This window comes from Lactococcus sp. S47, assembly GCF_016517475.1.
GTDB classification, from domain to species: Bacteria; Bacillota; Bacilli; order Lactobacillales; family Streptococcaceae; genus Lactococcus; species Lactococcus lactis.
In genome coordinates, this window is sequence record NZ_JACVUB010000010.1 from 23398 (window position 1) to 47229 (window position 23832).

26 protein-coding genes are annotated in these 23832 nt (G+C 36.0%); 7 read left to right on the forward strand and 19 right to left on the reverse strand.

Going from position 1 to position 23832, the window contains the following annotated elements; translation table 11 throughout:
* Positions 1 to 36: 36 nt before the first annotated feature.
* The 7 genes from rfbD to IAE52_RS10025 form a co-directional block, all read right to left on the reverse strand.
* Positions 37 to 936, reverse strand: a complete 900-nt coding sequence (gene rfbD, locus IAE52_RS09995) for a dTDP-4-dehydrorhamnose reductase (protein ID WP_025016599.1) — start codon at positions 934 to 936, stop codon at positions 37 to 39.
* A gap of 85 nt (positions 937 to 1021) precedes the next feature.
* The gene (gene rfbB, locus IAE52_RS10000) at positions 1022 to 2074 is read right to left on the reverse strand and encodes a dTDP-glucose 4,6-dehydratase (protein WP_033899140.1); all 1053 of its coding nucleotides are present in this window, start codon (positions 2072 to 2074) and stop codon (positions 1022 to 1024) included.
* 41 nt (positions 2075 to 2115) lie between these two features.
* Complete coding sequence (locus tag IAE52_RS10005) at positions 2116 to 2370, reverse strand: hypothetical protein (protein ID WP_003129781.1); 255 nt, start codon at positions 2368 to 2370, stop codon at positions 2116 to 2118.
* Positions 2370 to 2963, reverse strand: coding sequence for a dTDP-4-dehydrorhamnose 3,5-epimerase family protein (locus IAE52_RS10010; RefSeq protein ID WP_010905193.1), 594 nt, complete (start codon positions 2961 to 2963; stop codon positions 2370 to 2372). Before IAE52_RS10010 ends, IAE52_RS10005 begins: the two co-directional genes overlap by 1 nt.
* A 60-nt stretch (positions 2964 to 3023) precedes the next feature.
* Positions 3024 to 3314 (reverse strand): hypothetical protein, encoded by a 291-nt coding sequence (locus tag IAE52_RS10015; protein WP_003129779.1) that lies wholly within the window; start codon positions 3312 to 3314, stop codon positions 3024 to 3026.
* A 47-nt stretch (positions 3315 to 3361) separates the two neighbouring features.
* Positions 3362 to 4231, reverse strand: coding sequence for a glucose-1-phosphate thymidylyltransferase RfbA (rfbA, locus tag IAE52_RS10020; RefSeq protein WP_010905191.1), 870 nt, complete (start codon positions 4229 to 4231; stop codon positions 3362 to 3364).
* Positions 4232 to 4421: 190 nt separating this feature from the next.
* Positions 4422 to 5081, reverse strand: coding sequence for a DUF1129 domain-containing protein (locus IAE52_RS10025; RefSeq protein ID WP_012897029.1), 660 nt, complete (start codon positions 5079 to 5081; stop codon positions 4422 to 4424).
* A gap of 135 nt (positions 5082 to 5216) precedes the next feature.
* Here IAE52_RS10025 and rpmB point away from each other — a divergent pair, with 135 nt between their 5' ends.
* The 3 genes from rpmB to IAE52_RS10040 all read left to right on the forward strand — a co-directional run bounded on the left by rpmB (position 5217) and on the right by IAE52_RS10040 (position 7716).
* A complete protein-coding gene (rpmB, locus tag IAE52_RS10030; RefSeq protein WP_003129776.1) occupies positions 5217 to 5411 on the forward strand; it encodes a 50S ribosomal protein L28 in 195 nt (64 codons plus the stop codon).
* Positions 5412 to 5689: 278 nt separating this feature from the next.
* On the forward strand, positions 5690 to 6052 hold the full coding sequence (locus IAE52_RS10035) for an Asp23/Gls24 family envelope stress response protein (protein WP_025016601.1): 363 nt from the start codon (positions 5690 to 5692) through the stop codon (positions 6050 to 6052).
* Positions 6052 to 7716 (forward strand): DAK2 domain-containing protein, encoded by a 1665-nt coding sequence (locus IAE52_RS10040; RefSeq protein WP_003129765.1) that lies wholly within the window; start codon positions 6052 to 6054, stop codon positions 7714 to 7716. Before IAE52_RS10035 ends, IAE52_RS10040 begins: the two co-directional genes overlap by 1 nt.
* Positions 7717 to 7845: 129 nt before the next feature.
* On the opposite strand, the gene msrB is transcribed toward IAE52_RS10040, so the two are convergent.
* The gene (msrB, locus tag IAE52_RS10045; RefSeq protein WP_012897028.1) at positions 7846 to 8274 is read right to left on the reverse strand and encodes a peptide-methionine (R)-S-oxide reductase MsrB; all 429 of its coding nucleotides are present in this window, start codon (positions 8272 to 8274) and stop codon (positions 7846 to 7848) included.
* 336 nt (positions 8275 to 8610) lie between these two features.
* Between msrB and IAE52_RS10050 the strand changes: the two genes are divergently transcribed.
* The 4 genes from IAE52_RS10050 (at position 8611) to IAE52_RS10065 (ending at position 12916) form a co-directional block, all read left to right on the forward strand.
* Positions 8611 to 9069 (forward strand): ferrous iron transport protein A, encoded by a 459-nt coding sequence (locus IAE52_RS10050; RefSeq protein ID WP_003129762.1) that lies wholly within the window; start codon positions 8611 to 8613, stop codon positions 9067 to 9069.
* A 101-nt stretch (positions 9070 to 9170) separates the two neighbouring features.
* Positions 9171 to 11300, forward strand: coding sequence for a ferrous iron transport protein B (gene feoB / locus IAE52_RS10055; RefSeq protein WP_033899146.1), 2130 nt, complete (start codon positions 9171 to 9173; stop codon positions 11298 to 11300).
* Entirely contained in the window at positions 11287 to 11487 is a 201-nt protein-coding gene (locus IAE52_RS10060) for a hypothetical protein (protein WP_081213320.1), read from the forward strand. Before feoB ends, IAE52_RS10060 begins: the two co-directional genes overlap by 14 nt.
* 280 nt (positions 11488 to 11767) lie before the next feature.
* Complete coding sequence (locus IAE52_RS10065) at positions 11768 to 12916, forward strand: CPBP family intramembrane glutamic endopeptidase (RefSeq protein ID WP_109990586.1); 1149 nt, start codon at positions 11768 to 11770, stop codon at positions 12914 to 12916.
* A gap of 21 nt (positions 12917 to 12937) precedes the next feature.
* Here IAE52_RS10065 and IAE52_RS10070 read toward each other — a convergent pair whose 3' ends face one another.
* The 11 genes from IAE52_RS10070 to IAE52_RS10120 all read right to left on the reverse strand — a co-directional run bounded on the left by IAE52_RS10070 (position 12938) and on the right by IAE52_RS10120 (position 23801).
* The gene (locus tag IAE52_RS10070) at positions 12938 to 13843 is read right to left on the reverse strand and encodes a prenyltransferase (protein ID WP_003129757.1); all 906 of its coding nucleotides are present in this window, start codon (positions 13841 to 13843) and stop codon (positions 12938 to 12940) included.
* 222 nt (positions 13844 to 14065) lie between these two features.
* Positions 14066 to 15046 (reverse strand): polyprenyl synthetase family protein, encoded by a 981-nt coding sequence (locus IAE52_RS10075; protein WP_109991403.1) that lies wholly within the window; start codon positions 15044 to 15046, stop codon positions 14066 to 14068.
* Positions 15047 to 15195: 149 nt separating this feature from the next.
* Positions 15196 to 15807 (reverse strand): nitroreductase family protein, encoded by a 612-nt coding sequence (locus tag IAE52_RS10080; RefSeq protein WP_003129755.1) that lies wholly within the window; start codon positions 15805 to 15807, stop codon positions 15196 to 15198.
* Between the two features lie 245 nt (positions 15808 to 16052).
* Positions 16053 to 17150 (reverse strand): 23S rRNA (adenine(2503)-C(2))-methyltransferase RlmN, encoded by a 1098-nt coding sequence (gene rlmN / locus IAE52_RS10085; RefSeq protein WP_012897023.1) that lies wholly within the window; start codon positions 17148 to 17150, stop codon positions 16053 to 16055.
* Positions 17151 to 17343: 193 nt separating this feature from the next.
* Complete coding sequence (locus IAE52_RS10090) at positions 17344 to 18102, reverse strand: YutD family protein (RefSeq protein ID WP_012897022.1); 759 nt, start codon at positions 18100 to 18102, stop codon at positions 17344 to 17346.
* 14 nt (positions 18103 to 18116) lie between these two features.
* Entirely contained in the window at positions 18117 to 19460 is a 1344-nt protein-coding gene (locus IAE52_RS10095) for a bifunctional UDP-sugar hydrolase/5'-nucleotidase (RefSeq protein ID WP_033899152.1), read from the reverse strand.
* A 251-nt stretch (positions 19461 to 19711) separates the two neighbouring features.
* Positions 19712 to 20164: a dUTP diphosphatase gene (locus IAE52_RS10100; RefSeq protein ID WP_003129749.1), complete on the reverse strand. Its 453-nt coding sequence runs from the start codon at positions 20162 to 20164 to the stop codon at positions 19712 to 19714.
* A gap of 63 nt (positions 20165 to 20227) precedes the next feature.
* Complete coding sequence (locus IAE52_RS10105; RefSeq protein ID WP_010905175.1) at positions 20228 to 21664, reverse strand: glycoside hydrolase family 1 protein; 1437 nt, start codon at positions 21662 to 21664, stop codon at positions 20228 to 20230.
* 130 nt (positions 21665 to 21794) lie between these two features.
* Positions 21795 to 21989: a hypothetical protein gene (locus IAE52_RS10110; protein WP_012897017.1), complete on the reverse strand. Its 195-nt coding sequence runs from the start codon at positions 21987 to 21989 to the stop codon at positions 21795 to 21797.
* Positions 21986 to 22192, reverse strand: a complete 207-nt coding sequence (locus tag IAE52_RS10115) for a hypothetical protein (protein ID WP_010905174.1) — start codon at positions 22190 to 22192, stop codon at positions 21986 to 21988. Before IAE52_RS10115 ends, IAE52_RS10110 begins: the two co-directional genes overlap by 4 nt.
* Before the next feature lie 124 nt (positions 22193 to 22316).
* Positions 22317 to 23801 (reverse strand): PTS sugar transporter subunit IIC, encoded by a 1485-nt coding sequence (locus IAE52_RS10120; RefSeq protein WP_012897016.1) that lies wholly within the window; start codon positions 23799 to 23801, stop codon positions 22317 to 22319.
* Positions 23802 to 23832 lie beyond the last annotated feature (31 nt).

Genomic DNA, 23832 nt, shown 5'->3' on the forward strand with positions numbered 1-23832 from the left:
AGAATTTTCAATTAGTTTATTTTAATGACAGTGTCATTATTTTTTGTTAATTTCGCCTTTTACGCCATCTTTATTTTCACGCAAATCGCCTTTTTCAAGCATACTTGCTAAAGCTTCTTGCCATGTTGGAATGACAAAACCTGTCGCTTTTGCTTTTTCAAGACTCATTGTTGAATTAAATGGACGTTTTGCTTTTGCCGGGAATTTGCTTGAATCCACAGGTTTAACAAGCACATCTGTGTCTTTCAAGATTTCTTTGGCAAAATCAAACCAAGTCACATCTTCACCAGGCGCAGCATCGTTTGTTAGATGATAAAAACCAAAATCAGCTTTTTCATTAACCAAATAAACCATAAATTCAGCAAGTGTACGTGTCCAAGTTGGTCTGCCGTGTTGATCATTAACAACGGTTAATTCTGGAAAACGTGTCGCCAAGTTTTGCATTGTGAAGACAAAGTTTGGTCCATAAGAACCAAAAACCCAAGCAGTACGGATGATGTAATGTTTTACACCAGAAGCCACAACTGCTTCTTCACCAAGATGTTTCGTCCGTCCATATTCAGATTCAGGAGCTTTTGGTGCATCAACTGGCCACTCTTGGCCAATTGGCAAAGTTCCGCCAAAAACATAGTCAGTTGAAATATAAACAAGTGTTGCCCCAACACGTGCTGCCGCTTCGGCTACATTTTTAGTTCCATCAACATTGATTTTTTCATCAAGTTCACGACCTTCGTCTTCAGCTTTATCAACAGCTGTATAAGCCGCACAATGATAGACAAGTTCAGGTTTATTTTCATCAAAGAATTTATCAACAGCGACGCCGTCAGTAATATCGAGTTCTTTAGCATCTGTTGCTGTATAAGCTATGCCACGTTCATCAAGTAAATGACGCAACTCTGTTCCAAGTTGTCCATTTCCACCTGTTATTAAAATCATTTGTTCTCCAATCTTTAATTTTTTACTGACAGATTTTTTCATTATTACTGTCAGTAACTTTTAGATAATATAATTGGAATTTATTTTATTTATCCAAAACTTTTTGTGTCTCAGCATATTTTGCTTCAACAGCTTCTTTTTCAGCTTTCCACCAGTTTTCGTTTTCACGATACCAGTCGATTGTCGCTTGCAAACCAGATTCAAAGTCAGTATGTTTTGGAGTCCAACCAAGTTCTGTACGTAATTTACTATTATCAATCGCGTAACGAAGGTCATGTCCAGCACGGTCAGTTACACGGTCATAATCGTCTTTATCTTTGCCCATACGAGTCAAAATATCTTCAAGAACTTCTTTGTTATTTTTTTCACCGTCTGCACCGATAAGATAAGTTTCACCCATACGACCTTTAGTCAAAATTGTCCAAACACCTGATGAATGGTCTTCTGTATGAATCCAGTCACGAACGTTTTTACCATCACCGTAAAGTTTTGGTTTGATTCCTGAAAGAATATTAGTAATTTGACGAGGAATAAATTTTTCGATGTGTTGGAAAGGTCCGTAGTTATTTGAGCAGTTTGAAATTGTTGCTTTAAGCCCAAATGAACGGACCCAAGCACGAACAATCAAATCAGAAGCCGCTTTAGTTGAAGAGTAAGGGCTTGATGGATTGTAAGGTGTTTTGTCAGTAAATTTTTCACCTTCACCTTCGCCATGACCTGGCAAATCTTCGCGATAAGGCAAATCACCATAAACTTCATCAGTAGAAACATGGTGGAAGCGTAAATCATATTTACGAGCCGCTTGAATCAAAGTATAAGTTCCGATAAAGTTTGTTTGGATAAATTCATCTTGAGATTTCAAAGAATTATCATTATGGCTTTCAGCTGCATAGTGAACAATTGCGTCTGCTTTAGAAGCCACTTGATCAACAATTTCAGGGTCTGCGATGTCGCCAACAACAAGTTCGACACGTCCACTGTCAAATAACATGTTAATGTTATTAACATTTCCTGCATAAGTTAATTTATCCAAAACTGTGATATGCACGTCTGGATGATTGTTATAAACATAGTGTACAAAGTTTGAGCCAATAAATCCTGCTCCACCTGTTACAACGATATTTTTAAATTCAGTCATGTTTTTTCCTTTTTCGATTATTTATTAGTAAATCTTGAAAATTAATCCACTCGATACTCTCTGACAAATTTTGCTTTTGGCACAGCTTTTAAATATTTTCCATTGAAGACCAAATAATCGCCAATAGGGACTGTCATTTTGAGTAAACCACCGACATTTTTTACTGACAGCGATTTATCATTCCAAGAAAAGCCCCCGTCAGTAAATGCCTGATTGGCCCAGCTTGGTCTGTCAGTATTTTTTTCAACTTGCCAAAATTCTAAACGTTTTTTAGTTCGTAAATGTAAAGCAAACATTAGAGTTCATCAGCCTTCAAAGCTTTTACATCTTTTAATAATGGATGATTTTTATCAGCTTCAGAAACTTCAGCATTTTCAACATCTTCCCACTTAATTCCCAAAGTTGGGTCAGCATAATTCACAAAAGCGTATTTAGGTTTAAGTTCAAGTGCCCAGTAATCATTAACTAAATAGCTATAAGAAACTGTGTCAGACAAAACTTGGAATCCATTAGCCACACCACGTGGAACAAAAATTCCTTTACTTGCATCAATCACAGTTTGATAAACATGGCCGAAATTTTCTCCTTCACGTAAATCAACCCATGCGCCTAAAACACTTCCGCCATCAGCGACAGAAATATACTTATCCCAAGGTTCAGCGTGGAGACCACGCAAAACATTTTTACGAGAAAAACTTACATTGTTTTGTAATTTTTCTTCGGCAAAGAAGCTTTCTGGAAAGCCAAGTGGCATCATTTTTTCTTTTTGGAAATTTTCTTTAAACCATCCACGATTATCACCATGAACTGGGATATCAAATTCTAACATTCCAGGAATTTGGCTGATTTCTCGTGCAGCCAATGTTTTTTCAAAAAAATTATCAGTCATATTTTTCTTTCTAATCACTATTTTCAAAGTTCATTCAAGAACAACGCTAACTTCATTCAGTCACTTATCTTTTTTCGCTTTTGCATTGACGTGTGATTTTTGAATGTGTTCGAGCGTTAGGTTATTAGGTACATCTGGATGATGTTTTCGACAAAGAACATAAAGTCCATCAGCTGTGCGATGAAGTCCAATTCGATGACAACCTGGTGCATGACATTTTAGTCTTCGCCAAACAACAGCAAAGACACCAAAAAGTGGCAAACAGCTGAAAAATCCGCCCCACCACGCTGACCAACCTGCGTCAGTCACACCAGTAAACCACAAAAACCATTCCCAAATATTTTTTAGCATTGATTGTCCTTCTTGTACTTTGACAACTTTACTTTAATAATGACTTTTTAGTCTTTTCCAATCAAACGAAGCAAGTATTGACCATACTCATTTTTCTTAAGCGGTTGAGCCAATTTAAGAACATCGTCAGCTGTAATATAACCCATACGATAAGCAATTTCTTCCAAGTTTGCCACTTGCATATTTTGCATCCGTTGAACTGTTTCAATATATTGTGCGGCTTCAAGGAGAGATTCATGTGTTCCAGTATCTAACCAAGCAAAACCACGGCCCATTAATTCAACTGATAAATCGCCACGTTCAAGATAAGCTTTATTTACGTCAGTAATTTCAAGCTCTCCACGAGGTGAAGGTTCAATGTTTTTGGCAATTTCAATAACATCATTATCGTAGAAGTATAAACCAGTTACTGCATAATTTGATTTAGGTTCTTCTGGTTTTTCTTCAATAGAAACAGCATTCATGTTTTCATCAAATTCAACGACACCAAAACGTTCTGGGTCAGGAACATGATAACCAAAAACAGTGGCTCCTTTTTCTTTTGCAGCTGCATTTTGGAGCATTTTAGACATTCCAGGTCCGTGATAAATATTATCACCTAAAATAAGCGCAACTGAATCATCACCAATAAATTCTTCACCAATAATAAAAGCTTGAGCCAATCCATCTGGTGATGGTTGTACCGCATATTGCAGATTAATCCCAAACTCAGAACCGTCTTGAAGTAACTCTTTAAAACGTGGGGTATCTGTTGGTGTCGAGATAATCAAAATGTCTTTAATCCCAGCCAACATCAAAGTTGACAATGGGTAATAAATCATTGGTTTATCGTAAATAGGCATCAATTGTTTTGAGGCAGCACGTGTGAGTGGGTAAAGTCGTGTTCCAGACCCTCCTGCTAAAATAATCCCTTTCATCAAAGGACCTCCATAATCATAATTAATCAATATACATTATAACACAAAATTTTTATCAATACACAACCCTCCGTGGTCATTTTGAGGATAAAAGGTTGATAAATAGGCATTTCTGATACTATTTTAAAACGCTAATGAAAAGATTCTACCTATATAAATAAAAAATCTCTAAAATCAGAGACTTTCTTTTTTATCTTCTTGGTTGAGCAACCAAAGCAGATTGAATGTTAAATTGACGTTTCAAGAGCCAACGAACTCCAAAGGCTACAAGTCCAACAATAACTAAAGCAATTGCGGGAAGTTGCAAATTAACTGATGTTGGCAAAAGACCAGAGAAGATGGTTACCGCAATCCAAAGGAGAACTGACAAAGTGGTTGCTGCAAAACCTTTCCAATTCCAAGTCCTACGACTGTTATCCGCTTTAGGACGATAAAAGTAACGATACATCATATACATTACCAAACCAGCAACTGCCGCTGACAAGATTGTTGTAATCAAGCCATAAACCGGAGCCTTAGAAGTGATAAGTGCGGTTACTCCATTTAAAAGAGAAATAAATCCTAAAAAGAGTAGGCTACTATCAAGCCACATCAAAACTGGATTTTCATTTTTTTCACTGACAGGTCTATCAGCAACTTTGGGTTGATATTGAGCAACAAATTCAGTTGGCGCTCCCAATAATTTACGAGCAATAATTCCTGATTTTTGACCTTCAATAATTTGCGGAAGAATGTCATTCAAGATTTCTTTAACTTCTTCATCTGATTTCCCAACTAAAATCAGTTGTTTCGTTACCGAATGAATGTATTCTTTATTTTTAGCAGTAAGTTCTTCGATTAAATTTTCCATAATCTCATTTTATCAGAAAGCGTGAAAAAAAACAGCCAAAAATAGTCAAAAGCTTGATTTTTTTATTTGAAAAATGTTATAATCAACAAGTATGTTGTTTTTAAGCACATAAAAATCTAATGGGAGGTAAATATCATGTCTAAAGAATGTTATTTTACTGGTCGTAAGACTGTTTCAAGTAACAACCGTTCACACGCGATGAATCAAACTAAACGTGTAGTTAAACCAAATCTTCAAAAAGTTACAATTCTTGAAAACGGTGAACTCAAAACTGTATGGGCTTCAGCTAAAGCTTTGAAGAAATTGCCAGCAGGCGTAGAACGCGTATAATTTTTGTTTTTTGCAAAACACAAAAATATCCTGTCATCTGACGGGATTTTTTATTTACTGACAGCTCTGTCAGTAAATAAAATTGTTACCAACAAACTCTGTCAGCGCTGACAAATGGTAAATTTCAAAAAGCAGTTCAAAAGAGCTGTTTTATTTTATAAAAGTATGATAAAATGAGTAATGATATTTAAATAATATGGAGGAAAGTGCCGTTTGTCAGTCAATTTTTCTTTATTTACAAAAATTTGTAAATTATTGACGACGGTACAGCTATGAAAATGAGTGTTACTATCAACAACCAACACGGGAATGTCGATATTGCTACCGAAGTCATTGCAACGGTTGTAGGTGCATCTACAACTGAAATTTTCGGCGTAGTCGGCATGACCAGTAAATCTGCTGTTAAAGATAATGTTCGCAGTGTTTTGCGTCAAGAAAACTATTCTAAAGGAGTTGTCGTTACAACTGCTGACAACGAAACTTCTATCGATGTTTATGTTGTCATTTCTTATGGTGTAAAAATTAGCGAAGTTGCAAAAAATATTCAAGAACGTGTTCGTTTCAATCTCGAAAATCAACTTGGCATCACAGCCAGTAGCGTAAACGTATATGTACAAAATGTGAAGGTGGTTGAAGATTAGTGTCAAATATTAATGCAAGTAAATTTCAAGAAATGGTTCAAGCAGCGGCAAGCCGTTTGAACGAACAAGCCGAATATGTTAACTCGCTTAATGTTTTCCCTGTTCCCGATGGAGATACAGGAACAAACATGGGCATGACCATTACAAATGGGGCAAAAGATGTTGCTTCTAAACCAGCTGATACTGTTGGTCAAGTGGCTCAAATTCTTTCAAAAGGTCTTCTTATGGGGGCTCGTGGAAATTCTGGTGTTATTTTAAGCCAACTTTTCCGTGGTTTCGCTCAATATGTTAAAGATTACGAAGAAATTGATGGAATCCATCTTGCAGCTGCACTTCAAAATGGGGTCGAAGTAGCCTATAAGGCAGTTATGAAACCTGTTGAGGGGACAATTTTAACTGTTTCTCGTGGTGCTGCTGAGTTAGCAAAACGCAAAACTGACGAAACTGATGATGCTGTTAAAATTATGGAAGCAGCACTTGAAGGAGCTAAAAAAGCACTTGCCATGACTCCTGATATGCTCCCAGTTCTTAAAGAAGTTGGAGTTGTTGACTCTGGTGGTCAAGGTTTGGTTTATATCTATGAAGGCTTTTTAATGGCGCTTAATGGTGAATTCGTACCAGAAACACCTGTTGCCGAACTTGGCGCAATGGACCGTATGGTTAATGTTGAACACGAAAGTGTTGCCAATGCTTCAACAGCGGACATCAAATTTGGTTATTGTACAGAAATCATGGTTGAACTCGGTAAAGGTCCAACTTCTCGTGAAAGTTACGACCACGATAACTTCCAAGCTTATCTTGCAGGAATTGGGAATTCACTTCTTGTTGTTGATGATGAGGAAGTCGTTAAAGTCCACGTTCATACAGAAGATCCTGGTTTAGTTATGCAAGAAGGACTTAAATATGGACGTCTTGTAAAAGTTAAAGTTGACAATATGCGCCTGCAAAATGAAGGAGTCGCTGAAAAAGAAGCAAAATCAACAAATGTTTCAACTTCTACTTCTAAAAAAGACTGGGGCTTAATTGCTATTGCTGCTGGTGAAGGTTTAGCTGATATTTTCCGTGAAATGGGTGTTAATCATGTTGTTTCTGGTGGTCAAACAATGAATCCTTCGACAGAAGATATTTTGACTGCTATTGAAGCTGTTAACGCAGAAAAAGTAATTATCTTACCTAATAACAAGAATATCTTTATGGCTGCAAAATCTGCTGCTGAAGTTGCTGAAATTCCTGTTGAAGTGATTGAATCTGCCACTGTTCCTCAAGGATTTACAGCACTCTTGAGCTTTGACCCTACACGTTCAATTGAAGAAAATAAAGCCGCTATGACTGATGCACTTCTTGACGTTAAATCTGGTTCAGTAACAACAGCCATTCGTGATACAAATGTCGATGGTATCGAAATTCATAAAAAAGATACACTTGGAATGTTGAATAACAAAATTGTTGTTTCAACACGAAAAATGAATGATGCAATCTTTGCTGTCTTTGACCAAATGATTGATGAAGATAGTGAGATTGTGGCGATTTATATTGGTGAAGAAGGCAAAAAAGCCAATGCTGACAAAATTGCTAAAGAACTTGAGAAAAAATATCCTGAAATTGAAGTTGAAATCCACGAAGGAAAACAACCGGTTTACCCATATCTCTTCTCAGTTGAGTAAAATATTGAAATAAAAAAAATTCTGATGTTAACATCAGAATTTTTCTTTTGCTTTATAAAAAGTTACTGACAGAATCATTTTTCATCGATTAAAATTTCTGTCAGTAACTTTTTTATTGAGTGTATAGAATTATGAAAAGTATTTTACGTACTCTCCATAACCCTCTGCTTCTAATTGGTCAAAAGGAACGAAACGCAAAGCGGCAGAATTAATACAATAACGCAAGCCTCCCTTATCTAGGGGGCCGTCAGTAAAAACATGACCCAAATGACTGTCAGCATTACTAGAACGAACTTCTGTACGTTCCATAAATAGAGATTTATCTCGTTTTTCTTTGACAACTCCTTTATCAATCGGTTGTGTAAAGGCTGGCCAACCGCAGCCTGATTGATATTTATCTAAACTTGTAAATAGGGCTTCACCACTCACAACATCAACATACAATCCTTTTTCAAAGAAATCATCAAACTCATTAGCAAAAGGGGCCTCTGTCCCATTTTCTTGGGTAACACGATAAGCAAGTGGGCTTAATTTCTTTTTAAGTTCTTCTTTTTCCATCAGCAATTTTCCTTTCCTACATGTGACCATTGACTGTCAACTTTTTTGACACTAGTGTAAACTTGGTTGACAAAGGGCTTGACACCTTTACATTTAGGCTGTCAATAAGCACTTTTTTGTCAAAAACAAGTCCTCATCTGATATGATTCATCCTATCAAAAATCGCTATTGATTTCCATTGAAAGTACTTAAAGATTTTAGGAATTCCATTTCTTAAATATTAAAAGTTACTGTTATTTTTCAGAAAATTCTTGTATCGTACTTTAAATTTTGATATAATCATAAATGTAAAACGTACTTGACATTTTCTGTAATCATTTGATTCCGGGAGGTAAAATGAAAACTCTTAACAATACCCATATTGGGCAAATTTATTATATTCATAAAATTATTGGGAAAAACCAAGCTAAACTGCGTGATTTAGGCATGATTTCCGATAAAAAAATAACACTAATTTCTACTGACGGCGAGAATGCAATTGTCAAAATTGATGAAACTCGCCTTGCTTTAAGTTCTGAATTTTTAGAGCAAATTTTTGTAAAAGAAGAACGTTCTAGCGAGGATATCATTGGTTTAGCTCACTTGCAAGTTGGGCAAACTGGTGTCGTTCGTATGATTGACGCAACGTCTGATATCAGGCGCCGCTTGATGGACATGGGCATTACGCGAGGAACAAGTGTTCATCTGCAAAAATTAGCACCACTTGGCGACCCTCTTGAACTTAGGCTTCGAGGCTATTCTCTCTCTTTGAGAAAGACGGATGCTGAAAAAATCAAAGTCGTTCTTGAACGATAGTAAGCAAAATTGTTGACCTATTTTTATCGTTATTTTTGTAAAGAAATTGTCCTAGAACACTTAACAAAGTCTAACGAAATTTAAGAAGAAATTTTAATAATATGAAAATAATTGCACTACTCGGAAACCCCAATAGTGGAAAAACGAGTATTTTTAATCAACTAACCGGATCAAATCAGCAAGTTGGTAATTGGCCGGGGGTCACTGTTGAAAAGAAATCTGGATTTTATCGAAAAGATAAAAGTATTTGTATCCAAGATTTGCCCGGTCTTTATTCTCTTTCTCCTTATTCACTTGATGAGCAAGTTGCCAGAGATTTTTTGACAAAAACACCACCGGATGCCCTCATTAATATTGTGGATTCAACGAATTTAGAGCGTTCACTTTATTTGACTTTACAGCTGATGGAACTTGGAATCCCTATGGTTTTAGCGCTTAATATGAGCGACCTTTTGGCTGGTCAAGGAAAAAAAATCGACATTGAAAAACTTTCTTATAGCCTTGGAATTCCTGTTGTTACAACCTCGGCCATTAAAAATAAAGGTTTAGATGAAGTTGTTAAAGTAGCACTTAAAAGTCATGAAAGTCAGCCTTTAGATTATGACCATCGACTTGAAGGGGCGCTCTCGGAAATTGGTAAAGTAACTGGTTTTACCAATCGTTTTGAACAAATAAAAGTTTTCGAAGGCGACAAACTTTTATTAGCTGGAGAAACAGATAAAGCGCTAAGCCAGCAAGTTCATACTGACAATTCTCAAGCTGGCTTATCAGCAAAACAACTGGCTGAAATTGAGGAAATTGTTTCTATCACCGAAAAATTAATGGCAGATGACCGTGAATCGATTATCGTTAATGAACGTTATGATTTAATTGGTCATATTGTTCAACTTTGCGTTACTCAGACTGAAACTGGTAAAATTAATCTGACAGATCGAATCGATCAGATTATTACCCATAAATGGTTGGGACTTCCTATTTTTGTCTTCATCATGTGGTTGGTCTATTTTATTTCTATTCAAACTGTCGGAACAGCAGCGACCGATTGGCTCAATGATGTCTTCTTTGGTCAATGGCTTCCTGATTTAATTGCCAATGGAATGAATGCTTTAGCTGTTACTCCTTGGGTTCAAGATTTAGTTTTAAATGGTGTCGTTGCCGGAATTGGGGCAATTTTAGGTTTTGTTCCACAGATTTTTGTGCTATTTTTACTTTTAGGAATTCTGGAAGATTCTGGATATATGGCTCGGGTAGCCTTTGTCATGGACCGAATTTTTAGACGCTTTGGCCTTTCTGGTAAGTCTTTTATTCCCATGCTTATTGCTTCCGGCTGTGGCGTGCCTGGAATTATGGCGACGAGAACGATTGAGCAAGAGCGTGACCGAAAAATTACAATTATGGTCACAACTTTTATGCCTTGTTCTGCCAAACTCCCTATTATCGCATTAGTTTCTGGTGCTTTTTTCCCTCATGCTTCTTGGGTTGCTCCTAGTGCTTACTTTTTGGGAATGTCCATGATTATTCTATCCGGTATTATTTTGAAAAAAACAAGGATGTTTTCTGGTGATACTTCGGCTTTCATCATGGAACTTCCTGCCTATCATTTACCTTATGCGATGACTGTTTTAAAATATGCTTTCGACCGTGCGTTTTCTTTCGTCAAGCGGGCTGGTACGATCATTTTCGCTATGAATGTTTTGATTTGGTTCACTTCAAATTATAATTGGACCTTGGCACATGTTGATGCGAGTCAATCCATTCTTGCTGATGTTGGTAAAGTTGTTGCTGTTATCTTTGCTCCTCTTGGTTTTGGCGAGTGGCGTGCAACAGTCGCTACAATTACTGGACTAATTGCAAAAGAAACAATTGTCGGAACAATGGGTGTCCTTTTCGCTCATAATTCTTCTGACAGTCACCAACTCTGGTCTGCTGTTCAAGCCACCTATACTCCTCTTTCCGCTTATTCTCTCCTTGTTTTCAATCTGCTTTGCGCGCCATGTGTTGCTGCAATCTCAACAATTTATAAAGAAATGGGCGATGTTCGTTGGACTTTACGAGCGGTTGGTTTTCAAACTTTAGTTGCTTATAGCATGAGTTTCATTATTTATCAATTGGGTAGTTTGTTTAGCTCACAAAACTTTGATGTTTTTAGTTTATTAGCATTAATTGTATTGTCGGTTGGTTTATATTTCATTTTCAGAAAAGGGAAAGGTCTTACTTATGAACTTAGCTAGTATTGTCATTTTGGCTGTCATCCTCATTATTACTGGATTTGCCATTTTTAAAACTGTTCGTAGCAAAGGGGCTTGCGAAGATTGCAATGTTAACACTTGTCCGGTCAAGGGAGCAGCGGCTCTGCCCCTTTCATCTGAATCTCATTCAACTAAAAAAACAGATGTTAAACATGATTGTTGTAATTAAAAAAAGTTACTGACAGATTTATTATGGTTAAATTTACTACCATAACAAGTCTGTCAGTATTTTTTTAAGCTTATTTTGAATGTTTTAGAATACCGATAAATTTGTCAGTACTTTTTACTTAATAATCTTGATCTGCTTATCACTTACCCTTTGTTTATAATTGACAAGAAGAAAATTTATAACTATAATCAAAATATAACTGAAATATTATGCAAAATCTGTCAAAGTTTTTTCACAAAGGCTCACTGACAACTATTTTTTAACTCAAGAAAGGTCTTCTATGAAAAAATACATCAGCGTCTTTAGTGTTTTCTTGGTCTGGCTTGCCTACTTACTGGCACTCAATCCTATTCTCAAGGCTCTTGGTCTTATCAATTGGTTACGCAGCCTCGGACATTTTGCTTCACTAACCTCTATTATTATTCAAGAAATTCCAATTATCATCATCTTACTGCTACTCAATCATTTTTTCTGGCATCAAAAATTGCTATTTAAAGGATATAACTGGAAAAAAGCATTAGGAATACTCATTCTTCCTTTAGTCATGTTTTTGGCAGGTTTAGTTCTTGCAATAGGAAAACATGCCCCCGCTTCGTATATTTTTCTAGCCATTGGAGCTACTTTATTAATTGGTTTTGCTGAAGAACTCTCTTTTAGAGGTTTGATTTTTGGTATTTTAGTTAAAAATTCTAAAGATAAGATTATTGTTCCTTTATTTATTTCAAGTATACTATTTGGACTCATGCATTTGGTCAATATTCGTAATCAACCTTTAGGAAATACTATCATTCAAGTTCTTGGAGTTATGGCTTTTGGACTTTTCGCAGCTGTGGTTTACATGAAAACAAGCAATTTGATTTTTGCGATTGTGGTACATGCTATGAATGATTTCATGGCAATCATGGCCAGTTCGGGTAGTTTATCTTCACAACAAACCAACCCTCTGACAATTCTCTACGAATGGTTTATTTTTGGTACACTCGCTTTCGCATTATTTTACACGGGTTGGACTCAAAGAGAAAAATTCATTGCCGCTATTCAAGAACGTAGTCCACAACTTACAACCCGTAAGTTACCTACTCTTGCTCAAAGTTCAACTTTCCGTAGAATTTTTGCCCTAGTTTCAATGATTTATGGAATTTTGATTTTACCAACGATGCTCCTTTTTTCAAAAATATCTACTAGTGCTGACAGTCGAGCAGAAATTGCAAATAAAGCATTACCTATTTATCTTTTATTTCTTCTAGGAATCGCCCTATATATCTTTTTAATTGTTTTCTTTGATTTCCACTTAGGAAATCTTTGCTGGTTATTACTTCCTTATATCGGTGGTCCAGTCTTTGCTTTAATCGCTCTGGTTAATGGTGCAAGACCACTAACTGAAAAAACAAATCAATCTAAAACAATCAATAATAAAACTCCAAATTAATTCATTTGGAGTTTTTCTTTTTTAAAATTTAATTAAACTAACAAAGAATAGTAGGACTTGTACAAGTTGAAAAACCATTAAGATTTTAACTGATGAAATAAATGTTTCTTTTTTTACTTGTTTTTGCAAATATGGTCGAGCAAATTTTATCATCAATGGTGCAATTAACAGAATTAAAAGCATAATTGGAGAAAGTAATCCTAAAATTACTGCAACAACAATGGCAACAAAAGCCAAAATTAAAGCTGTAGTCCACCAAATAAGTGCTGCCTTTTTTCCAATATAATGCACGATTGTGTAGCGGTGATTGGCTTCATCTTCTTCTAAATCGCAGGTGTTATTGGCTAACATCAGATTTGCAATCAATAATGTATTAGGTAAAGCAATCAAGAAAGTTGTTGCCAGATTCGCAAATGACCAAACAAAATTCTGAGAACTATTGATATAAAGGCAAATCAGAAAAATGACATAACCCATTGTCAAACCTGATAAAAGTTCCCCAAGTGGAAGTGATGAGAGTGGTTTTGGCCCTCCAGCATAGAAAACTCCAACAGCATAGCAGAGTAGTCCCAACCAAAAGACTGCCCAACCAGTCATTAAAGCGACAATAATTCCTAAAATCAGACTACCAAAAAAGAAAAAGGCCAATAAACTTTTGATGAGTCCCATTGATAAGTTCTCGCGTCCGATAATATTTGTATTTTTTTGATAATCATCTGTATCTACTGCTTTATGATAATCATTATAGTTGTCCCAAATATCAACAAAACAGTTGAACATAAACATTGCCACAAAATAAATGGCAAGTGCTGACAAATTGACTGACTGATAATGATAAAGCGAGTAAGCAAGCCCTAGTAAAAATGGAAAAATTGAAGCAGTTTTAGCTTTCAATTCAATTAGTTCAGCAAATATTTTAAAATTCATTATTTCCTCTTTTTATTTATCAATTCGTCTATAAAAACTATTTCTTATTTTATCACATTTTAAATCAAAACTTTTAAAATCAAACTAGAGAAATACTAGCTTTAAAAGCTTTATCTCAAAAGTTACTGACAGAAATTTTGAGATAAAAAAGTTAATGACAGAAAAATTTTCTAATAGCTGTCAGTAAAATTTTCTATGAAAAAGCCTGTCAGTGACAGGTTTTCAATAATTTCTTTCCAATAAAATTTGTGTTGCTTCTTCTAAAATCTGCCGATTTGGCGACTCTGGTAATTTCCGAATTTCATTCAAAGCCAGTTCTGTTAATCTTCCAGCAACAAGGAGCGCTCCTGCTATCCCACCTGATTCTGTCACTAATTCTGCTAAATCTAAACATTCTTGTCTTGACAAATTTTCTGGCGCTTCTAAATAAGGAGCAATCGCTTCATCATTTACTTCACGAGCCAAGAGTAAAGGTAATGTATAAATCCCTTGACGGAAATCTGTCAAAATAGGTTTATCAGCTTCATCAAGTCCTACTGTAAAATTTAAAATGTCATCATAAACTTGAAAAGCAAGACCAATTGCTCGACCAATTTTACGGGCAGAATGTTGTAATTTTTTATCCCCACCAGCAAAATAAACGCCTTCTAAACAGCTAAGACTCAGTAATTCAGCTGTTTTTCCGCTAATTGCTTTCATATAGCGTCTCGCTGTATTATCTTTGTCAAAAGCAGATTGCATTTGAGTCAATTCACCCTGAAGAATTTTTTTCATTGATTGAGCATTTTTAGCGACAAAACTTGTCCCATTCATGGTTTCAATCAATAATTCAAAATAAACAGTATAAACAAAATCTCCAGCATAAACAGCTACATCTTTGCCAAATTGTGACTCTATTGACGGTAAACCACGTCTTAAAGGAGAGTCGTCGATAATATCATCGTGAATCAATGTTGCTGAATGAAGCATCTCTAATGATGCAGCGATTTTAATGAGCTTCTCTTCATCTTTAGAGCCATTAGGGACAATCCCAGCGAACAGCAAAAAAAGCGCAGGACGAACCATTTTCCCGCCACGTGATGCAAATTTCTCTAGTGCTGCTTCTATCTCTTGATTATTAATTTTTAAACGCTCAATCATGAGCGCTTGAACATCCTTTAATTTATTCTGAATTTCGGGATAATCCTGCCAAAATGTGAGCAATGTTTTTTCTCTTTCCTCTCGATAATTCATTCATTTCTTTTGATAATGACTTATCAAATATCTTACTCCATTTTAGCAAAATAGACCCAATGTTGCGAACATAATGGCTTTTTTTCATAAGTAAAAAGAAGTTCAGATGAACTCCTTTTTTATCGAATTTCCATAATTTGACTTTGAGGTAGGCGGTAACTTGGTTTTCCTTTGTCTTCTGAATTTCCAAGCGGAATAATTAGTTCTGGGCGATAACGTTTTTCAACTTCTAAAAGTTCATTCACTTTTTGAGTTCGATTAAAGCCCATGATGATGTTGCTCTCATAACCGTAATTTTTAATAGCCAAAACAAGATTCATTGTAACCAAACCAATATTGATAGAAAGATAATTACTTTCATGAAGTTCTTCAAATCCTTCATACATTTGTGGATAACGACTATTGAAGCGCAGAAGTTGTTCATCATCCAACTCTCCAGCTCCTAATCTAGCAATATCACGAGAACGTTCAACTAAATCTGTATCGCTAAAGAGGACGATGACTGCACCAGCTTGTTTGATTTGTTCGTGATTGCCAGGATCAACTTCAGAAAGTAATGCTTCCCTTTTTTCTTCTGATTCTACAATGACAAAATGCCAACTTTGAATATTGTGGGCAGAAGGAGCTAAACTTGCTGCAGAAATAATTTGTTTAACATCCACTGTGGGAATTTTTTTACCGTCAAAGTTTTTTACTTTGTGTCGTGATTTATTGAGCTTTACGTAATCCATGATACTCCTCTATTCCTCTTATGAGATGTAGCTGAATAGTTTCTCTGAAATTGTTTGCATCAATTTCTAAGTCTAGTAGAGCAGACACCCGTTTTTTCTTTGTTTATATTTTAGCAAATTTTTGTCACTTTTGCATAGCATATTTATTCATTATATTTATTTTTTTTATTAAATACAGGTTATTTCCGAAATATTTTACTGACAAAAGTGGAAATAAAAAAACTGCCTGGCCAGCAGTTTTTCTATTAGGCTAATTTGGCCTTATTTTTCTTAATTTGTTTTGAACGTAATTGTCCACAAGCTGCATCAATATCTGTTCCATGCTCTTGACGAACGACACAGTTAATGCCATTTTTCTTCAAAACATCATAAAATTTTGCCGTATTATCTTTTGTTGAACGTTCATATTTAATATGTTCTGCAACTGGATTGTATGGAATCAAGTTAACATAAGACAATTTATTTCTAGGTTTTATTAAGTCAGCCAATTGTTGAGCAATTTCTGGGCTGTCATTTTCACCAGAAAGCATAATATATTCGTAAGTCACACGTCGATTGGTTGTTTCTGTGTAATAGTCAATCGCTTCAAAAAGTTTTTCAAGTGGTGCGTTACGAGTAATACGCATCAATGAAGTACGCAACTCATTATTTGGAGCATGAAGTGAAATTGCTAAATTGATTTGTAGATTTTCATGCGCAAATTCTTTAATTTTTGCTGGCATAAATCCACAAGTCGAAACTGTGATGTGACGGGCCCCAATTGCCAGCCCATTATCATCATTAATAACACGCAAGAAGTTCATTAGATGTTCGTAATTATCAAAAGGTTCACCAATTCCCATAACTACCACGTGTGAAACACGTTCATCTAAACCACGTTCATCAAAGTATTTTTGAACGAGCATGATTTGGCTGACAATTTCCCCAGCAGTCACATCACGTTCTTTTTTCAAAATCCCAGAAGCACAGAAAGTACAACCCATATTACAACCTACTTGAGTTGTAACACAAACAGACAAACCATAAGATTGACGCATCAAAACTGTTTCAATCATCATCTTGTCAGGAAGCATAAATAGATATTTCACTGTTCCGTCAGCAGATTCTTGAACAACAACTTGTTCTAATGGATTCAAAATAAAATGCTCGTTAAGTTTATCAATAAAAGCAGCTGATAAATTGCTCATTTCTTCAAAAGATTGAACACGTTTACGGTAAAGCCAATCCCAAACCTGAGTTGCTCGGAATTTCTTTTCTCCATTTTCAATTGCCCATTCAATTAATTGGTCACGTGTCAATCCATAAATTGAAGGACGCGTTTCTGTTATTATATTCTCTGTCATTATTTCCCTTAAGTATCTCAAATTTTAATCGTGCAATTTTTCATATCCCTTGAATACACTCATAAAATCAATTTAAATTATTATCATTTATTTATGAAAAACTAAATCACTTAGAAGTCCATAAATGTTAATTCTACGATAATTTTTAGTCTTTGACAAGTTGGCTGACCGTCAAATAACTTTTACAAAATCCTCAATCCTTTTTACGATTACGAATGACAAAGCCTTGATTCTCTTGCTTTTTAGTCTCTGTTTGCTCAACTTTTTTACGAGGATTCCGTTTTTTCATTGTAAATTTTTTATCAGAATCTTTAGCTGGATTTTGTTTTTTATTGTCTGTTTTTCTCTCTTGAGATTTTTTACTGACAGAAACTTTTTTATTTTTGTCAGTAACTTTTGGTTTTCTGTCAGTAGATTTTTCACGAATTTTAAAATCTTTTCGAGCTTCTAATGAATTTTCTGAACGTTTGTCTTCTTTAGCATTAACTTTTTGCTCATCACGCACCCGATTTCGATTGCGATTTCTCTTACGACGTGGCTTATCAAATCCTTGCTTCAACTCTTTTTCGGTAAAAAGTTTCTCAGAAACAAAAGCTTCATCTTTTGTCCGAATCCGCCGTAAAACAAAATAAGCACAACCATAATTACAATATTCATTGACATAATCTTCAAGATGATCAATTTTATTGTCTGCCAACATTTTTCTACGACTGGTTGAGAAAAAACCCTTCAAACGTAATTGCTCAAAGCCCCAATCTCCCACAATATAATCATACTTATCTAAAACATCAGAAAAACGTTGTTCTAATTTTTCCGCATCAAAAGCCTCACGATAATTATGAACAATATGAAAAGTTCGTTGTCCAACTTGAACAACTTCCCCTACTGCCATAACATGTTCGCCAGGATATTTATTATAATTTAACTTACTTTCGTCTATTACTTTAGCCATTAATTTTTCTATTTCTATTTATTTTTAAAATGTTCTGCTACAATTTCCCGTAAGAAATAAGGGAATAAAATTTCTGATTTTCCCAATTTTTTCAATAAAGGGAAATACCAAGCAAACAAATATTGGTCAGGTAAAACAATTTGATAACTCTCTTCATCAGAAATTTTTTCAAGTGACTGATTTTCCGAATTTTTTATGTAAAAATCACCTTCGCGTGGCTCAATCCCATGAAATATAAGAGAACCAAATGTTTTTCCACGAAAACCCATTCCTTGAATTTTTTGGGTGGCAAGGAAATCCGAAACATCCATAATTTCAAGCAAAACTTGTCTAAGTTCTTCACCTGTAAATGTGAAACGAACTAAACGAATCGAATGGGGTAAAAATTCATGTAAATCATCTAAAGTTAAATGATTTGGTAATTCATCTGTCACCAACAAACCGGAATTCATGAGACAAAGTTTTGTATTTCCATAATCCGCAAAGATTTTTGCCAAATAATGACTTCCCTTGAAATCAGGTAAAACATTAGGTAAGGCTTTAGGTAAATCAGCAACGACTGTTCCCTCTAAGAGTTTATGCCCTCTCAGTTCCCAACCATTGGTTTCTACCAAATCCGATTTTCTTTGAGGAAGCGTATTGGTTGCTATAGCTTCAATTTGTGCATCAACTAATTGATTATTTTCATTAAAAGTTAAATCAATTTGCCCCACATATTCGCCGTAGCGTCCAGCAGCTGCAAGAAGGGTTTGATTAACTTGAGCACCATGTTCAAATAAATGATGTGTATGAGCTCCAATAATCAAGTCAATCTCATCATAGTCCTTCGCAATTTGCTCATCAACATTCTTACCCAAATGAGAAAGTAAAATGGTAAAATCACAATCCAGTTTTGGTAAAAGTTCATCTAAAACCACAAAAGGGTCTGACAATTCCCAGCCCGCCTGTGGATAAGCAAGAACATAAGGGGCTGTCAAACCAATTAATCCAATTCGTAAGCCAAATGAAGTCGTGACTATCAAAGGCTCAGATTGTGCAAAATTTGTCGTCAAATTTGACAAGAGAACAGGAAAATTAGCTTCATCATAGAGATGAGAAAGCATCTCATGTGTCAGTCCTAAGCCCTCATTATTACCTATTGTCGCCGCCGTCAAATCTAAACGATTCATCAATTCAACATTAAATTGTCCCTCTGTTGCCTCCGTCAAAGGATGAACCCGATCCACATTGTCACCCAAGTCGAAAGACAAACTTTCAACTTCTTCATGTGATTTTTCCGCAAAAAAACGCTCAATCACAGGGAAACGTTCCAAGTGAGAGTGTAAATCATTCAAATGGAGGATACGCAGTTTATTCATAATACTATTATAGCATAGCTACTAAGGCTAAACAATATTTCGTCTTACTAGCTTTCGCCTATTTATAAGCAAGTGAAACTTAAGATTGCTATAGTATCTTCCTCAGAGCAATAAAGATTCTACAGATGCCCTAGCAGTTTGCTTGGGACAAACTTAAGATTTATAACACAGGTAATATGAATAGGCTTTAAAAGCTTCCGTTCGCAAAAATAAAAAGCGCTATTGCGCTTCTTAAATTACTTTAATTTGGATTAAGCTCCTGTTGACCCAAATCCACCAGTCCGTTCTTCTTTTTCTTGATTTTCATCACCATCAGCGACCAAGAAAGGCATGAAGACTCCCTGAACCACGCGCTCCCCTTTTTCAATTACGACTTCTTCATCAGTGAAATTACGCATTTGCATGAACATATGCCCTTCATTATCAGGATTATTATAGTAATCCTTGTCAATAACACCTACTGAATTGATTAAAACCAAGCCTTTTTTACGAGGATTTGATGAACGGTCATACATATAAAGTACTTCATCTGACTGCATATAGGCCTTCAAACCTGTTGGAATTAATTTAATTTCCCCTGGCGCAAAACTAACGGTTTCAGCTGCTTCAATGTCATAACCTGCTGAATGTTCAGTTGAACGTTTTGGTATATTAATTCCAGCATTTTTATATTTAGTTACCACTTCAAATCCACGAATTTTCATCTCTTACCTCATTTGTTTTTTTCTATTATATCATAAAAAAAGCACTCAGAGAGCGCTTTTCATTTAGACTTCTTCAGCATTTGTTTCGATGAGATGTTGATACCAGTAATAAGAATCCTTCGGTATCCGTTTCAATGAACCTTCCATTGTTTCATCTTGGTCAACATAGACAAAGCCATAACGTTTTTGGTAGCCATTTAACCAAGAAAGGAGGTCAGTATAAGACCAAGTGTGATAACCAATGACTTTTGCTCCATCCGTCATCGCTTCTTTGATTGCTTTAACATGACTTTCTAGATATTTGATTCGATAATCATCATGAATTTTTCCGTCTTCAACTTTATCATATTCGCCCAAGCCATTTTCTGTAATCATCACTGGAATACGATAACGAGAAGTGATACGACGAAGTGCAATTCTCAGGCCTTCAGGGTCAATTTCCCAATCCCAATTTGTTCGGTCAATAAAAGGATTTTGAATTTTTTTATGGAGGCCTGGAATTCCTGATTCTTTGGTTGTTCCTTTTTTACCACTTGTATTAAAGGAACCGACTCCAACTCCTCCGTCAACTGGATTCCATGCGTTAGTAGCTGTCTGGTAATAATTAATACCTAGAAAATCAGGTTTAGCTGATTTCAAAAGTTCAGCATCCCCAGCTTCAAATTCAGGTGCTAGCCCATTTTCACGTAAATAAGCCATTGCCGCAATTGGGTATTCTCCGTAAAGATAAACATCCATCCAAAAGTGACTATAAAGCTCTTCTGCATTTTCAGCCGCTAAAACATTGAGTGGGTCAGAATCCTTAGCATATTGTGGCGTATAGGCAAACGAAGGGCCAATTTGTCCATCCATTTCAAGTTCATGAAATTTATTGATTACCGCAGCATTTGTCAGATTAGCAATATGATTGACCTGATAAAAAAGTTTCATATCTCTTTTTCCAGGTGGGTGAGTCGCGAGTGACCAGCCTTGACTTGTAAAAATATTTTGTTCATTAAGCGATACCCAATATTTTACTTTACCTTTAAAAGCATTAAACAAAACTTCAGCATAGTTAACAAAATCTGCAATAATTTCTCGTGATTCCCAACCACCATATAAATCTTCTAAGGCTTGGGGCAAATCCCAATGATAAATCGTGACAATTGGTTCAATCTCATTAGCAATCAACTCATCAATCAAATCTTCATAGAATTTCAAGCCTGCTTGATTGACTTCGCCACGTCCGTCAGGTAAAATCCGCGTCCAAGCAATTGAAAAACGGTAGGATTTAAGGCCCAACTCTTTCATTAAAGCCACATCTTCTTTATAGCGATGATAATGATCAACAGCGACATCCCCATTCGTTCCTTTAAAAGTCTTGCCTGGAATACGGACAAAATTATCCCAGACACTGGCTTTTTTGCCATCTTCAAAAGGTGCTCCCTCAACTTGATAGGCTGCCGAAGCTGAACCCCATAGAAAATCATTTGGAAATGCTTTTAATTTTTTGTGCTCCATTTTATTCCCCCATTACTTGTTTATAGTCTATATTATAACATTTGTAACCGTTTTATTTTGTTTTATCTTTTGGAATTTGTTTTTTTATTTTTACGTGATTATCCTAAAAAAGTTGTCTTAAAAGACAACTTTATTTTCTTGATTTTATTTTTATATCTTTATGTGCTTGTTGATTTTCTGCTTCTATTTTGTTGGCTTTCTTTTTTTGGCTGCGTGCAATAAGAATCATTGCCAAGCCAATTAAAACGATTGCTAAACCAAGCCAGTTATGATAAGCCACAAGCAATAGACCTAAACTGATAAAAGCGATGCCCCAGGTACTCATACAACACTCACATTAAAGAAGACAGCTGCTCCAAATGAGCTTCCTTTAATTAGCTGTTTAGCCATTGCTGCGTCAGTCGTTGCATCATCTGTCGGTGTTTCAAAGAAAAGTTTTAATCCTTGTTTTTTTGTATGTTTAAAGCCATTTTCTTCTAAAAGTTGAATAATTTCTTTTTGCATCATTGCAGAATTTACGAGTATCATAGTATTTCCTCCTCTATGAGTGTTTTTTATCACATCTGATAAGGTTTATATTATAAATCTTACCAGATTTAACAAAAAATGTGTAGAGCAAGTTTTCTTACTTGCTCTACCATTAATTTCAAATTTAGTCGAGTTCAGTTTCTTCCAACTTGTTAGCTGCGATAACGAATGGTACCCAGATAACAAAGGTAATGATCAAGTTGATAATTGTAAGGACAATTGCCCGCCAGTCAAAACCGGTTGCCATGAAGGCATTCATAATTGGTGGTGTTACCCATGGCACAGCATTGACAACTGGGTCAACCAAGTGAAGGGCTGTTGCAGTGTAGGCAATGATTACAGAAATCAATGGAGCGACTGCAAATGGAATAAAGAAGATTGCATTCAAGACAACTGGCAGACCGAAGAGGACTGGTTCGTTGATGTTGAAGATACCAGGTGCAAGTCCGAGACGTCCAACAATCTTGTAGTCTTTACGTTTAGAGAAGAGAATGATTGCAATAACAAGTGTAATTGTACCACCTGATCCACCAAACCATGCAAAGGCGTCCCATGAACCACGTACCCAAAGGTTAACGTAGTCACCATTAATGGCATGTGCTTTATCAACCGCACCTTTAGCAATCAAGTCACGGATACCTTGTGAGTGAACTTGGAAGTAGAGGGCTTGGTTATTAAGTCCAAGAGGTCCCCAGATACCATCGAGTACTGGTGCCAAAACGTTTGGTCCGTGAAGACCGAAGAACCAGAAGACTGAAACAAAGAGTGTAACAATCAGTACTGAGAAGATATTTTGTGACAGAATTTGGAATGGCTCTGCGATATAGTGGGTAATCAGGTTAATGACAGAGTCATTTGTCAATTTACCAATAATGTAGTAGATTAGACCAACGATATAAAGTGCTGCAATTGTAGGAATGATTGCTAAGAAAGCTTTTGCTACTGCAGGTGGAACTGATTCTGGCATCTTAATTGTGATGTCAGCAAGCATGAGTTTTGCATAAATAATAACTGCAAGGGCACCCATAATAATAACTGTGAAGTAAGCTCCAGCATCGAGGTGAGCTGAGGCAAAGAGTGGTTTCCAAGCGGCAAGTCCTTGATCACCAAGAACGCCATTAAGCTTGTCAGTTGCTGCTACACCAGCTTTACCTGTACCAAGGGCTGCTGTAAATTTACCCATTTGGTTTGGCAAACCTGCAAATAAGGTTGCAACTGATACGATACCACCAGCGAGGTCATTGACTCCGTAAGCGCGGGCCAAATTGTAACCCCAAGAAAAGGCAAAGATAAGACCAATAACTGTCAGTGTTCCTTGGTTAACAAGGGCTGAAATATTGTTCAAATCACCAATGATTGGTGTATTAGCAAGTGTCCAGACTTTCTCTGGTGCTAATTTTGAGAATGCTGTTGCTCCCAACATCATTTGTTGGATAGCTGACGGGAATGTTGTCACGATAGCTGAAATCATGGCAGCTAAGGCACCAGCAAGTGTTGCTGGCAACATACCGATAAATGAGTCACGCAGCGCAACTAGGTGTTTTTGAGACCCAATCTTTGCCGCAACAGGGACGAGATATTTCTCCATCCACGCAGTAATTCCGTTCATGGAATTCCTCCTTTATAATATAATAATAAAT